Consider the following 12,821-nt stretch of genomic DNA (forward strand, 5'->3'; position numbering starts at 1 on the left):
TCGTGTACAGACTTGAGCGGCGCATACTCACCAGCCGCGATCAGGACATCTTCAATCCCAATCGACACGCGTGGTCTTGCAGCCCAGGCAGCGAGCGAAGGTCGCCTGCGCCGGGGTCGCGACCAGTACGCGCGCCGTCTCATCGATATTCTGCCCCATGGCCGCGAAGGGAGCCGACACGACAAAGATGGCAGCACCAACGACGGTCGTAGCCAGCAACAGTGGACGCCCGACAAGGGCATCGGCCACCATCATGCCTGCGCTGGGCGTGTCGTCACCCTGCTCGCTGGGCAGCTCGATGGCCTGCACCGGCGACGTCAGCATCAGCGTCATGCCAGCTGCTGCAAGCCCAGTGCGCAATCGCGTGCTTCGCTGAAGAATCGTGCGTTTCATAGTCAATTCCCTTGCGTCCGGACGCTCCATGCGTCCCTGTTATGGATCTTCCCGCCAGTGAATCTCTCGGCTGGCGCATGGCAGGCCTTGCCATCAAGTCACCAGAACTAGATTAGCGCTCCAGCGCCATTACGCCCAGCCCTGCCAGGCCTTATCCTGATCAACGTCATGGCTCGCCGCCCTCTCCCGGCTGACGTTACCTTCACCCCTTCATTCGGACTCATCATGCCCACCCCCTCCATGAAGACCGCCGCACTGCCTTCAGCCGATCGCCATATGTGGCGCCTGGCCTGGCCCATCATCCTTTCCAACATTTCCGTGCCGCTGCTGGGGCTGGTGGATACCGCCGTGGTCGGGCATCTTGAGGATGCGGTGTACCTGGGCGCGGTCACGCTGGGCGCGGTTCTCTTCAGTTTTCTCTATTGGGGCTTCGGCTTTCTGCGCATGGGCACGACCGGCATGACGGCACAGGCCCATGGCCGTGAAGACCACGATGGTCTGCGCACCCTGCTGGGCCAGGGCATCGGGCTGGCACTCGCCATCGGACTGGTATTGATCATCGCCGGCTCGCCGCTGATCACCCTGGGGCTATCGCTGATGGAGGCCAGCGAGACCACGCGCGCCCTGGCCCATGACTACGCCAGCATCCGGCTGTGGTCGGCACCGGCCGTGCTGATCAACTACGTGATTCTGGGCTGGTTCCTGGGGCTGGGGAATTCGCGCGTCACGCTTGGCATCCTCGTGCTGACCAATGGCGTCAACATCCTGCTCGACCTGGCCTTCGTGCCCGGCCTTGGCATGACCAGCGATGGCGTGGCGCTGGCCAGCGTCATCGCCGACTACTGTGCGCTGGCCACGGGTCTGTGGCTGGTCGCCCGCCAGCTCAGGCGCATGCCGGGGCGCAGTGATCGCGCAGCGCTGCTGTCTCTGCCCGCCTGGGGCGCGCTGATCCGCGTCAATCAGCATCTGTTCGTGCGCACCCTGTGCCTGCTGGGCGCGACGGCCTATTTCACCTCACAGGGTGCCAGTTTCGGAGATGATGTTCTGGCGGCCAATGCGGTGTTGCTGCAGTTCGTGATGATGACGTCCCATGCACTGGACGGCTTCGCCCAGGCAGCGGAGTCAGAGGTCGGGCGAGCCGTCGGCCAGAACGACTGGCAACGCTTCGCGCGCAGCGTGGGGGCGGCAACCCGCTTCTCCTTGATCACCGCGACAGCGGCCAGCGGCCTGCTCTGGCTCTACGGGCCGGCGTTGATCCACCTGCTGACCGACATTCCCGAGGTACGCGCCCTGGCCACCGTCTATCTGCCCTGGATGGTCGCCATGCCCCTGGTCGCGGTGTGGAGCTACCTGCTGGACGGCATCTTCATCGGTGCCACGGCGACGCGTGAAATGCGCAATACGCTGGTGATATCCCTGCTGGCCTTCATCGGCCTATGGCCGCTGCTCGAAGGCTTCGGCAATCATGGACTGTGGCTGGCCTTCCTGCTGTTCACCAGCGTGCGTTCTGCCGTGCTCGGCGGCTACTACCTGCATCATCGCCGCCATCATTGGCGCTGATGCCATGCCCGTTGGCTGAAGCCACCAGCAGGTTGATGCAGCGCTGAAAGGCTTGCCGCTGGCATTGGCATGCCACTCGACCATCGCGCGATATTCTCCTGATAGCGAATGGACTAATGTGAGCGTGCCAACCCGTTTCCCATACTGATAAAAAGCCAACAGGGACTCTCACATGCTGCAATCGCTATCACGGCCAGCCGTCAAGCTGGTTGAGCGCTATCTGCCTGACCCCTATATCTTCGTCCTGTTGCTGACTGTCGTTGCAGCAGCAGCCGCCATGCTCATCGAACAGCGCTCCCCCGCTGAGGTGATGCGCTATTGGGGCGATGGTTTCTGGAATCTGTTGACCTTCTCGATGCAGATGCTGCTGGTGTTGATCTCAGGCTTCATGCTCGCCAACACCCCGCCGGTGAAGAAAGGCCTGGCCAGCATCGCCTCGCTGGCCAGAACGCCCGGCAGCGCCATCATGCTGGTCACCTTCGTATCGCTGATCGCCAGCTGGATCAACTGGGGCTTCGGGCTGGTGATCGGGGCACTGTTCGCCAAGCAGCTGGCCAGGATGATCAAGGTCGATTACCGCCTGCTGATCGCCAGTGCCTACTCCGGTTTCGTGATCTGGCATGCGGGCATCTCGGGCTCGATTCCGCTGACCATCGCCACCGCGGGCCACTTCACCGAGGAAAGCATCGGCATCGTGCCCACCTCGGACACCATCTTCGCCTTCTTCAATATCGCCATCGTCGCGGCGCTCTTGATCATCATGCCGCTGGTCAATCGCGCCATGATGCCCTTCGAGAAGGAAAGCGTGTACGTGGACCCGGCCCTGCTCGAGGAGAAACACACCGAGATCAGCGACCAGCCTCGTCCCGCCGAGCGTCTCGAGAACTCGCCGATTCTCGCCTGGGTCGTCGGCCTGTTCGGCCTCGCCTGGCTGGTGGATCACTTCGTGGTCCGTGGCGGCGGGCTGAACCTGAACGTGATCAACTTCAGCTTCCTGTTCCTGGCCATCGTGCTGCATGGCACGCCGCGCAAGCTGCTGGACAGCCTGAATGAAGCCATCAAGGGTGGCGCAGGCATCGTCATCCAGTTCCCCTTCTACGCCGGCATCATGGCGATCATGGTGCAGTCGGGACTGGCCGCCACGCTGTCCGAAGGCTTCGTGTCGATTGCCACCGCCGACAGCCTGCCGTTCTGGTCCTTCATCAGTGCCGGTGTCGTCAATCTGTTCGTGCCCTCCGGTGGCGGTCAGTGGGCCGTGCAGGCACCGGTCATGATTCCCGCCGCCCAGGCATTGGGGGCCGACCTGCCACGCGTCGCCATGGCCGTCGCCTGGGGCGATGCCTGGACCAACATGCTGCAGCCCTTCTGGGCATTGCCGGTGCTCGCCATCGCCGGCCTCAAGGCCAAGGACATCATGGGCTTCTGCCTGGTGCAGCTGCTGGTGACCGGCATCATCATCTCGCTGGGTCTGACGCTGCTCTGATACCTGGCTGACGGCGGCGTCAGCCAGCTTTTTCAGCCAGTGATTCAGATAGCCTTACCGATAACCCCGCAAGCTCCTTGCCCCCACAGGCGACTGTGGGGGCAAGGTCGTTTATAGATAGCTGATATGCCGCTCACGGGGTGCCAAGACGTCACGAATCCCGCAGACTAGCCATTATCCCTCTCTGCGCGGCATGCCAGAGCCATTGCTTCACCTGAGAGCCACTGACAGCTCCCACTCACCTGACAGGCCCGTGCCTGAAGGACGCCCCAATGAGCGAGAACCAGCCAGAACAGACCGCCCTCAACGAAGCTCTGCCCGGCCAGCATCAGTTGATCATGACCGAACTGATGACCCCCGACATGGCCAACTTCAGTGGCAAGGTGCACGGTGGCGCCATCCTCAAGAAGCTGGATGAAGTCGCCTACGCCTGCGCCAGTCGCTACAGCGGCAGCTATGTCGTCACCCTCTCGGTCGACCAGGTGCGCTTCAAGCAGCCGATTCACGTCGGCGAGCTGGTCACCTTCCTGGCCTCGGTCAATCATGTTGGCCGCTCCTCGATGGAGATCGGCATCAAGGTGGTCGCCGAATCCATCCAGGGTCGCCTGATTCGCCATACCAACAGCTGCTATCTGACCATGGTCGCGGTCGATTCCAACGGCCAGCCGGTGCCGGTGCCGCCACTCAACCTGGAAACCCAGGAACAGAAGCTGCGCTTCCACAAGGCCGCCATCCGCAAGAAGCTGCGCAAGCAGGCCGAAGAAGAAGAGAAGCGCCAGGAATCCATCGAGTTCTGAGCGACTCCCGGCAAGCGCTGCGAGCGCAATCCTGACAGTCAGCACAAGATACGGAGTGCACAGCCCCGAGCGGATGGCGATACTGATCGTGAACCTTGCACAGCGAGATGAACGATGACATCAGTGTCCGGCGAAAAGACAGCGGCGGGGATGACGGAACCACCTGCCGCTGGCGACGCTCAAGGGCGCGATGAGGCCATCTGGCAGCGTCTGCTGGCGCGCCAGCCGATCGCCGGGGAGGCGCTGCGCTACGGCGTGATCACCACTGGCATCTTCTGTCGCATCGGCTGCCCATCCCCGGCGCCACGCCGCGACAACCTGCGCCTGTTTGCCGATTGTCACGCGGCGCGAGCCGCGGGCATGCGCGCCTGCCGGCGCTGTCATCCTGAGCAGCCCGACAAGCCTGATCGCCCTCAGGCCGACAAGCAGAACCGCCACCCCGTCAGGGCCACGCCTGGAGCACCGACGATGCCGGAATCGAACGCCCCACTTTCACGCGCCTCCACTGCCGCCCGCTCGACACCTGCGAATACTGACTCAACCCCCGCCATGCCCTGGCCACTGGCGGTGTGTCGGCAGCTGGAGCAGGCCGTCGCCGCAGGCGAGCCCACCCCGTCACTCGCAAGCCTGGCGGCGGAGCACGGGATAAGCGCCTCGCATCTTCAGCGCCGCTTCACGGCACTGCTGGGCCTGTCACCTTCCGAGTACTCGGCGGGTCTGCGCCAGATGCAGTTCCATGCGCTGCTGGAGGAGGGCCATGGCGTGACCGAGGCGATCATCGCCGCCGGCTATCGCTCCAGCAGCCGTGCCTATGCACGCAGGGACGGCATCACGCCCAGCGCCCGCCGCTCCGGCGGCCAGGGAGAAGACCTGCTGGCATTGCATTGGCCGTGTCGCTTCGGGATACCGGAACAGTCCTGCTGGCTGAGCGCAGGACTCAGCACGCGTGGCGTGGTCGTCATTCAGCTCAGCGACAGTCGTGAGGCGGGTCAGCAGGCGCTGGAAGCACGCTTACCCAAGGCCAGTTGGCAGCAGATGGAGACAGAGACAGAGACAGACGAGCAGGACGGCAGCGCTCACACGGCCAGTCGTCTGCTGCATGCCTCACTGGGGGCACGGTTGTTGGCCCTGTGTGAGCAACCGGAGACCAGCCATGCACTGCTGCTTGAACTGCCGCTGGATGTTCGTGGCACCGCCTTTCAATTGCGCGTCTGGCAGCAGCTCAACGCTACCGTGAGTGGCGATACCCTGACCTATCGCCAGCTGGCCGAGGCGCTCGAGCGGCCGACCGCCAGCCGCGCCGTCGCCAATGCCTGTGGTGCCAACCCGCTGGCTCTGCTGACGCCTTGTCATCGTGTGGTACGCGGTGATGGCGGGCTCGGCGGCTATCGCTGGGGCGTGCCGCTCAAGCAGGCCAGATTGGCGCAGGAGTCCGGCGACCGCCGGGAGTGAGAGCGGCGAAGCGCTAGAGCGTCATGGGACGCAGCGCAGGCGGCGCCTGCAGCTGCTCGCGCAAGATTTCCAGCGCGTAGGTCAGCGCCTCACGGCTCTCGGCGGCGCTCAGGCACAGCCGGATGGCCTGCGGTGGCGGCTCATTGCCGACACAGAAGGGCTCGGCGCTGGTGACGTGCACACCCCGCTCGGCCAACGACGCGACCATCGCCTGACTGCGCTGCCCTTCGGGCAGCTCGAGCCACAGGTCAAACGAGGACGGCCGCGCCGCCGGCGACCACTCCGCCAGCAGCGTGCGGGCCAGTTTCTGGCGCGCGCGCATCTCCTCCGTCTGCCACTCCACCAGCTGTGTCGCGTTGCCGCTGGTCAACCAGGCGCAGACCGTCTCCATCAACAGTGGCGCCACCATCCAGCTGTGGCTGCGCAGCACTGCGCCGATGCGGGTCAGCACCTCCACCGGCGCCCGCAATACGCCCAGGCGCAGGCCCCCGGCCAGCAACTTGGAGGTACTGAAGACATACAGGGTGCGCTCCGGCGCCATCTGATAGAGCCGCGTGCCGCACTCCTCGTCGGGCAGATATTGTACCCCGTCTTCCAGAATCCAGAAGTCATGCTGGCGCGCGAGGGCGACGAGGGCCTCGCGCCGTGCATGAGACAACTGCGCCGCGCCCGGATTGTTCTGCTCGGCCATCACATAGACCATTCTGGGCGCCTGCTGACGGCACAGCCGCGCCAGCGCCTCGACATCCATGCCGTCCTCGTCCAGCGGCACCCGCAACAGCTTGAGGCCACGTTCGGCGCTGGCGACGATCAGCCCGGGATAGGTCAGCGCGCCGGTGACCACGGCATCCCCGGGCGCCAGCAGCGCCGACAACGCCAGCGTGATGCCATTCTGGCCGCCCTGGGTCAGCATCAGCTCCTCGGGGTCGACCGGCATGCCGAGCTCACCCATCCAGCTCGCCAGCAACTGCCGGTGGCTGCCGTCCCCGAATTCATTCTGATACTCGACACTGCGCAGCAAGGCCTCGGGTGACTGGCTGATCGCGGCCAGCGCCGCCGCCATTCCCTGCTGCCGCGCGGGGTGAGGCGGTGGCAGGCTCATGGTGAGATCGATCACGCCGGCCGCTGCCGACAGCACGCCCTCCTGTTCTGACGCCAATCCATAGGCCTTTCTGACACGCAATGCATGCCCGAAGCTGCTGGAGGATCCATGCGCGCTCCGGGTGGCGCCGTTGATGTAGGTGCCGCTCCCGACACGCGCCGATACCAGGCCACTCCGCTCGGCCTCGGCGTAGCCTCGCGTCACCGTGCCGATGGTCACGCCCAGCGCATCCGCCAGCCGCCGTTGAGGAGGCAGTCGCTCGCCTTCCTTGAGCTGGCCTGAGGCGATATCGAGGCGGATGGCCTCCGCCAGCGCACGGTAGCGCGGCATGGCGGGGTCCAGGGTCGGAATCCACATTGTCATGGTGACAAAAAACCTGTTGACGGTAATTGTCATCAGATTATGCTCAAAACATGCCGCCAACAAGCCATAAAACACGGGAATGTGCCGGCACTTGCAAATTGAATCCATACAATCAGATATGCGACCTCGACAACGCCCACCACGCTGAAGGACACCCATGGAATCCCTCGCCTTTCTGGCCCCCGCCACGCTTTTCATGCTGTCGATGACCCTGACACCCGGCCCCAACAACGTGATGTTGACGGCCTCGGGGGCCAACTATGGTTACTGGCGCACCCTGCCGCATATCTTTGGCATCCTGATCGGCTGCCTGGTGCTGTTCATCGCCATCGCGCTGGGGCTGGGGCTGGTCTTCGAGCGTTATCCCATCGTGCAGACGCTGCTGAAGGTGCTGGGCAGTGCCTACTTGCTCTACCTGGCCTGGAAGATCGCCACCGCCCCGCCACCTGACTTCGCCAGCCAGCAGGATGCACGCCCGATGACCTTTCTCGCGGCAAGCCTGTTCCAGTTCGCCAATCCCAAGGCCTGGGTGATGGGCATGGCGCTGATGGCGAGCTTTCTGCCCGAGGAAGGCCCGGCACTGCTCAACGCCGTATTGCTGGCAGGCTTCGCGGAACTGGTCGCGCTGCCGTGCATCTCGCTGTGGGCGGGCTTCGGGACCGCCATCGGGCGCCTGCTGAATACCGAACGCGCCTGGAAGATCTTCAATCGCGTGATGGGCGTACTGACCGCTTCCTGCGTGGTGATGATCCTCGGCTGATCCACAGCCTGCGTCTGGAGCACGCGAATGACATCGAAGCGTCGAACACTGTTCGAATGATCACTGTTCATGCAGGCGAGGTTGGTTAGACTGTCGAGACGCCAATTCCACGCTCGCACAGGACGCTCCCTGCATGCTGACACTCTACGGTGATCGCCGCTCCGGCAACTGCTACAAGGTCGAGCTGCTGCTGCACCTGCTCGAACGCCATCATCACTACATCGAGGTCGACATTCTGGCCGGCGACACCCGCACGCCGGAATTCCTGACCCGCAACGTCAATGGCAAGATTCCGCTGCTGGAGCTGCATCGCGGCGAGACGCTGTCAGAGTCGAACGCCATCCTGAATTATCTCGCCGATGGCAGCGACTACCTGCCGAGTGACCCCCTCCTGCGCGCCAAGGTGCTGCAGTGGCAGTTCTTCGAGCAGTACAGCCATGAGCCGTACATCGCCACCGCCCGCTTCATCAACCGCTACCTCGGCCTCCCCGACGAGCGCCGCGCCGAGTACGCCGCCAAGCAGGAGGGCGGCAAGCGCGCCCTGCGCGTGATGGAGCACCATCTCGCCGAGCATGACTGGCTGGTCGGGGAGCGATTCACGATCGCCGACATTTCCCTTTATGCTTATACGCATGTTGCCGATGAAGGCGGCTTCGCGCTGGATGACTACCCCGCCATTCAGGCGTGGCTGGCACGTGTCGCGGCGCAGCCGAGACATTTCGATATCCCGCGGGACTGATAGGATATGGCATCCCCGACGACCGCCGTTTGCCAGGACACACGATGCCAACCTTGACCTATCGCCCGATGACACCGGAAGACCACCCTGCCTTCATCGCCATGATGGAGACGACCCCGGGAGTGGTCATCCGCGATGCCGACCGCCATGCCCCTGTCGCCCGCTATCTGGCGCGCAACCCCGGCATGAGCCACCTGGCCTTTCTCGATGAGCGCCTGGTCGGCTGCGCCATGGCGGGCCATGACGGCAAGCGCGGCTATCTTCAGCATGTGATGACGGCGCCGGACATGCGTGGCCAGGGCATCGCCAGCACGCTGGTCGACCGCTGCCTGGCGGCCTTGGCCAGCGAAGGCATCGACAAGGTGCATCTGGATACCCTGCACGACAACCATGACGCCCATCGCTTCTGGGAGCGCCTTGGCTGGACCAACCGCAATGCCGAGATCGTGCGCTTCTCGCGCATTCTGGTGGACAACCCCAACGCCTGAGACAGCCGCCTTCCATCCCGACGACCGCTGAGCAAGCCCGACGACCGCTGAGCAAGGAGCTCTACCGTGCAATTTCTCGAAAATGACGACCTCGGCAAGCTGATACTGCGCCTGATGCTGGGCCTGCTGTTGCTGTTTCATGGCCTCTCGAAATTGCTTGGTGATGGCGGCACGCTGAGCTGGATCGCCGGCGAGCTCGAGAATCTTGGCATCCCGGGCGTGGTGGCCTATGGCGTCTACATCGGCGAGATCATCGCGCCCATCATGCTGGTGCTCGGCGTGCACTCGCGCATCGCCGGGCTGATCGTGGTCGCCAACATGCTGTTCGCCTTTGCCGTGGCGCACATGGGCCAGCTGTTGAGCCTGTCTCCCTCCGGCGGCTGGGCGCTGGAGCTGCAAGGCTTCTTCCTCGCCAGCGCCCTGGCCATCGTCTTTCTCGGCAGCGGCCGCTACGCGGTACAGGAGGACTGATGGCCGACGTCGTCACCGCCAGCACCTATTGCGAGAATGCTCCTAAGCACCCGATTCATGGCCCATATCATGATCATGAATACGGCTTTCCGGTCAGCGATGACCGGGTGCTGTTCGAACGCTTCGTGCTCGAGATCAATCAGGCCGGCCTCTCCTGGCTGACAGTGCTCAAGAAGCGTCCGGCCTTCCGCGAGGCCTTCGAGGATTACGACATCGCGTGCATCGCCGCCTACGGGGACGAGGATCGCGCGCGCCTGCTCAGCAATGCGGGCATCATTCGCAACCGGCTCAAGATCAATGCCGTGGTCCACAACGCAGGCGTGGTGATGCAGCTCAAGGACTCCCACGGCAGTTTCAGCGGCTGGCTGGATGCCCACCATCCTCAACCGCTATCAGCCTGGATCAAGCTGTTCAAGAAGACCTTCCGCTTCACCGGCCCCGAGATCGTCAACGAGCTGCTGATGAGCTGCGGCTATCTGCCCGGCTGTCATCGTGATGACTGCCCGGTGCAGGCGCGCGTGCTGGATGCCGGCCCGCGCTGGGCCGAGCCGGGCGCCCTGGCGGCGATCCGCTCAGATGACTGACGCCTGCTCTCACGCCTCCCGCTCTCTTCTTCCTCACAGGTAGCCCACGCATGGACTCCCTTACCCAGATCTGCCTCGGGGCCGTCGTTGGCGGCGCCGTCATGACGCCGGCCATTCGCCGCCTGTCCAGCCCGAAACGCGGTGCGGCCATCCGCCATGCGCTGCTCGGCGGAGCGGCGCTCGGCACCCTGCCCGACCTCGACGTGATGATCGACTACGGCGACGCGGTCGCCAATTACACCCACCACCGTGGCTTCAGCCATTCCCTGCCGGTATTGGCGCTTCTGGGCATCGTGCTCGGCTGGCTGCTGGCTCGCCTGCCACGTCTGGCGAATCTTGGCCGTGGTCGGCTGATCGCCTACTGCGTGCTGTGCCTGGTCACCCACCCGCTGCTGGACAGCTTCACCACCTACGGCACCCAGCTGCTGTGGCCGTGGCCCAGTCGGCCCATCAGTCTGGCCAGCGTCTTCATCATCGACCCGCTCTACACCCTGCCATTGCTGATCACCGGCTTGTGGGTGGCGATTCGTGGTCGTGCCGGGCGCCTTCTGACCGCGGGCCTCATGCTCTCGAGCCTCTATCTGGGCTGGGGGCTGGCCGCCAAGAGCTGGGTCGAACATCGCGTGGCGCCGCTGCTGGCCAGCCAGGGCTTCGCCGACGCCCCGCGCATGGTACAGCCGACTCCCTTCAACAGCCTGCTGTGGCGTGTCAGCGCGACCACGCCGCAGGCAGATCACGAATGGATGGTCAGCGTGTTCGACTCCGACGCGCAGCTGGCGTCTCTCGCACGCCGCGATTTTCCGCGCCATCCGACGCTGGATGCCGAGGTCGCGAAGCTGGAGGACGGCCAGCGCCTGCGCTGGTTCGCGGCGCCCTATCTGCGCGCGAGCCGCGAGCGGACCCCAGAGGGTGAGACGCTGCTGGCAGTGACCGATACACGCCTGGGCTCGCCCGGCTATCACCCCTTCCGCTTTGCCCTCGCACGTCAGAGTGCCCCAGGGGGATGGCAAGAGCTCGAGGACAGTCAACGCCTGCCCAGCCGACCTGTCGATCGCGCCGCCCTGCAAAGCCTCTGGCAGGCCATCCACGACCCGCAGACGCGCATGCAACCGAGTCAGCGCACCGTCTCTGCCACGCCCTCCAGCCTCTCGGCCGAGACAAGATAAAGCGCCACTGATGAAGACCCGAGATACGACAACGCCCGCCATGGTAGCCATGGCGGGCGTTGTCGTATCAGTGCTGCAAAGACGATCAGCCGAGGTACTTGATCATCACCCCCGCGGCAACCGCCGAGCCGATCACACCGGCCACGTTCGGCCCCATGGCATGCATCAGCAGGAAGTTATGCGGGTTGTACTCGAGCCCGACCTTGTTGGAGACACGTGCCGCCATCGGCACCGCCGAGACCCCGGCCGACCCGATCAGCGGATTGATCGGTGTCTTGGAGACCTTGTTCATCAGCTTGGCCATCAGTACCCCGCAGGCCGTGCCGATGCCGAAGGCCACCACGCCGAGGGCCAGAATGCCCAGTGTCTCCACCGCCAGGAACTTGTCGGCCTGCAGCTTGGAGCCCACCGACAGCCCCAGGAAGATGGTGGTGATGTTGATCAGTGCGTTCTGGGCGGTATCCGACAGACGCTCCACCACACCACACTCGCGCATCAAGTTACCGAAACAGAACATGCCTAGCAGCGGTGCGGCGTCCGGCAGCAGCATCGCCACCATGATCAGCAGCACCAGCGGGAAGAGGATCTTCTCGGTCTTGGACACCGGTCGCAGCTGGGTCATGACCAGGCTGCGTTCCTTGGCGGTGGTCAGTGCGCGCATGATAGGCGGCTGGATCATCGGCACCAGTGCCATGTAGGAGTAGGACGCCACGGCGATCGCGCCCAGCAGCTCCGGCGCCAGCAGACTGGCGACGTAGATGGAGGTCGGGCCGTCCGCACCGCCGATGATGCCGATGGCCGCCGACTGTTGCAGGCTGAAGTCCATCAGGCCCATCGAGGTCATCGCCACCGCGCCCAGCAGGGTCGCGAAGATACCGAACTGCGCCGCCGCGCCGAGGAACAGGGTCTTGGGATTGGCCAGCAGCGGGCCGAAGTCCGTCATCGCGCCCACGCCCATGAAGATCACCAGCGGCGCGATGCCGGAGGCGATCGCCACGCTGTAGAAGCTGTAGAGCATGCCGTTGGAGAAGCCGCCATCCAGCGCCATGTTGCTGGCCTGTTGCTTGAGCGCGGCCGGGATCTCACCATGCAGCGCCTGCTCCACCGCGTGGCGCGCCTCATCCAGCGGCAGGCTGGCGATATTGACGTTGAGCAGATTGGCCATCGAAGCCAACAGCTCCGGCTTGCCGAGATGGGCCGCCTGCTCGGCGGCAGACAGCGCCAGCCCGGCTTCCGGGATGTTGGCCAGAATGCCGCCGAAACCGATCGGCACCAGCAGCAGGGGTTCGAAGTTCTTGCGGATCGCCAGATAAAGCAGGCCAAGGCCGATGACGATCATCGCCAGCTGGCCGAAGCTCATGTTGTAGAGCCCCGAGCCGTGCCAGAGGTTGAGTATCTTGTCCATGTCGTGTCGCCTTGCAGAGGAGCATCACCGACCGGCCCACCGTGCATGACGATGGGCC

General features: G+C 64.4%; 13 protein-coding genes. 10 read left to right on the forward strand and 3 right to left on the reverse strand.

Annotated elements, in window-relative coordinates:
* Positions 1–51: 51 nt before the first annotated feature.
* A complete protein-coding gene (locus QQF40_RS09040; protein ID WP_285461130.1) occupies positions 52–333 on the reverse strand; it encodes a hypothetical protein in 282 nt (93 codons plus the stop codon).
* Positions 334–618: 285 nt separating this feature from the next.
* On the opposite strand from QQF40_RS09040, the gene QQF40_RS09045 reads away from it, so the two are divergent.
* The 4 genes from QQF40_RS09045 (at position 619) to QQF40_RS09060 (ending at position 5,685) form a co-directional block, all read left to right on the forward strand.
* A complete protein-coding gene (locus QQF40_RS09045) occupies positions 619–1,953 on the forward strand; it encodes an MATE family efflux transporter (protein WP_254627085.1) in 1,335 nt (444 codons plus the stop codon).
* A gap of 172 nt (positions 1,954–2,125) precedes the next feature.
* A complete protein-coding gene (locus QQF40_RS09050) occupies positions 2,126–3,436 on the forward strand; it encodes a short-chain fatty acid transporter (RefSeq protein WP_285461131.1) in 1,311 nt (436 codons plus the stop codon).
* 272 nt (positions 3,437–3,708) lie between these two features.
* Positions 3,709–4,233: an acyl-CoA thioesterase gene (locus tag QQF40_RS09055; RefSeq protein WP_043332919.1), complete on the forward strand. Its 525-nt coding sequence runs from the start codon at positions 3,709–3,711 to the stop codon at positions 4,231–4,233.
* Between the two features lie 150 nt (positions 4,234–4,383).
* The gene (locus QQF40_RS09060; protein ID WP_285461132.1) at positions 4,384–5,685 is read left to right on the forward strand and encodes a methylated-DNA--[protein]-cysteine S-methyltransferase; all 1,302 of its coding nucleotides are present in this window, start codon (positions 4,384–4,386) and stop codon (positions 5,683–5,685) included.
* A gap of 13 nt (positions 5,686–5,698) precedes the next feature.
* Here QQF40_RS09060 and QQF40_RS09065 read toward each other — a convergent pair whose 3' ends face one another.
* Positions 5,699–7,150 carry an aminotransferase-like domain-containing protein gene (locus tag QQF40_RS09065; RefSeq protein WP_285461133.1) on the reverse strand — a complete coding sequence of 484 codons (1,452 nt, stop codon included), beginning with the start codon at positions 7,148–7,150 and terminating at the stop codon, positions 5,699–5,701.
* 157 nt (positions 7,151–7,307) lie between these two features.
* Between QQF40_RS09065 and QQF40_RS09070 the strand changes: the two genes are divergently transcribed.
* From QQF40_RS09070 to QQF40_RS09095, 6 genes are all read left to right on the forward strand, one after another.
* Positions 7,308–7,910, forward strand: coding sequence for a LysE family translocator (locus tag QQF40_RS09070; RefSeq protein ID WP_176677998.1), 603 nt, complete (start codon positions 7,308–7,310; stop codon positions 7,908–7,910).
* Between the two features lie 133 nt (positions 7,911–8,043).
* Positions 8,044–8,649, forward strand: coding sequence for a glutathione S-transferase family protein (locus QQF40_RS09075; protein WP_175089621.1), 606 nt, complete (start codon positions 8,044–8,046; stop codon positions 8,647–8,649).
* Between the two features lie 44 nt (positions 8,650–8,693).
* The gene (locus QQF40_RS09080) at positions 8,694–9,137 is read left to right on the forward strand and encodes a GNAT family N-acetyltransferase (RefSeq protein WP_285461134.1); all 444 of its coding nucleotides are present in this window, start codon (positions 8,694–8,696) and stop codon (positions 9,135–9,137) included.
* A 66-nt stretch (positions 9,138–9,203) separates the two neighbouring features.
* On the forward strand, positions 9,204–9,608 hold the full coding sequence (locus tag QQF40_RS09085) for a DoxX family protein (RefSeq protein ID WP_285461136.1): 405 nt from the start codon (positions 9,204–9,206) through the stop codon (positions 9,606–9,608).
* Positions 9,608–10,192 carry a DNA-3-methyladenine glycosylase I gene (locus QQF40_RS09090; RefSeq protein ID WP_285461138.1) on the forward strand — a complete coding sequence of 195 codons (585 nt, stop codon included), beginning with the start codon at positions 9,608–9,610 and terminating at the stop codon, positions 10,190–10,192. Before QQF40_RS09085 ends, QQF40_RS09090 begins: the two co-directional genes overlap by 1 nt.
* 50 nt (positions 10,193–10,242) lie before the next feature.
* Complete coding sequence (locus QQF40_RS09095; RefSeq protein ID WP_285461139.1) at positions 10,243–11,358, forward strand: metal-dependent hydrolase; 1,116 nt, start codon at positions 10,243–10,245, stop codon at positions 11,356–11,358.
* Between the two features lie 85 nt (positions 11,359–11,443).
* Here the strand turns inward: QQF40_RS09095 and QQF40_RS09100 are convergent, their stop codons facing one another.
* Positions 11,444–12,763: a sodium ion-translocating decarboxylase subunit beta gene (locus QQF40_RS09100; protein WP_131432760.1), complete on the reverse strand. Its 1,320-nt coding sequence runs from the start codon at positions 12,761–12,763 to the stop codon at positions 11,444–11,446.
* Between the last annotated feature and the right edge of the window lie 58 nt (positions 12,764–12,821).

It is taken from the genome of Cobetia sp. LC6, from assembly GCF_030264805.1.
In the GTDB taxonomy this organism is placed as follows: domain Bacteria; phylum Pseudomonadota; class Gammaproteobacteria; order Pseudomonadales; family Halomonadaceae; genus Cobetia.

Coding starts and splice junctions, on each gene's coding strand:
- QQF40_RS09040 (WP_285461130.1), bottom strand. CDS start 333: ATGACGCTGATGCTGACGTCGCCGGTGCAGGCCATCGAGCTGCCCAGC.
- QQF40_RS09045 (WP_254627085.1), top strand. CDS start 619: ATGCCCACCCCCTCCATGAAGACCGCCGCACTGCCTTCAGCCGATCGC.
- QQF40_RS09050 (WP_285461131.1), top strand. CDS start 2,126: ATGCTGCAATCGCTATCACGGCCAGCCGTCAAGCTGGTTGAGCGCTAT.
- QQF40_RS09055 (WP_043332919.1), top strand. CDS start 3,709: ATGAGCGAGAACCAGCCAGAACAGACCGCCCTCAACGAAGCTCTGCCC.
- QQF40_RS09060 (WP_285461132.1), top strand. CDS start 4,384: ATGACGGAACCACCTGCCGCTGGCGACGCTCAAGGGCGCGATGAGGCC.
- QQF40_RS09065 (WP_285461133.1), bottom strand. CDS start 7,150: ATGACAATGTGGATTCCGACCCTGGACCCCGCCATGCCGCGCTACCGT.
- QQF40_RS09070 (WP_176677998.1), top strand. CDS start 7,308: ATGGAATCCCTCGCCTTTCTGGCCCCCGCCACGCTTTTCATGCTGTCG.
- QQF40_RS09075 (WP_175089621.1), top strand. CDS start 8,044: ATGCTGACACTCTACGGTGATCGCCGCTCCGGCAACTGCTACAAGGTC.
- QQF40_RS09080 (WP_285461134.1), top strand. CDS start 8,694: ATGCCAACCTTGACCTATCGCCCGATGACACCGGAAGACCACCCTGCC.
- QQF40_RS09090 (WP_285461138.1), top strand. CDS start 9,608: ATGGCCGACGTCGTCACCGCCAGCACCTATTGCGAGAATGCTCCTAAG.
- QQF40_RS09095 (WP_285461139.1), top strand. CDS start 10,243: ATGGACTCCCTTACCCAGATCTGCCTCGGGGCCGTCGTTGGCGGCGCC.
- QQF40_RS09100 (WP_131432760.1), bottom strand. CDS start 12,763: ATGGACAAGATACTCAACCTCTGGCACGGCTCGGGGCTCTACAACATG.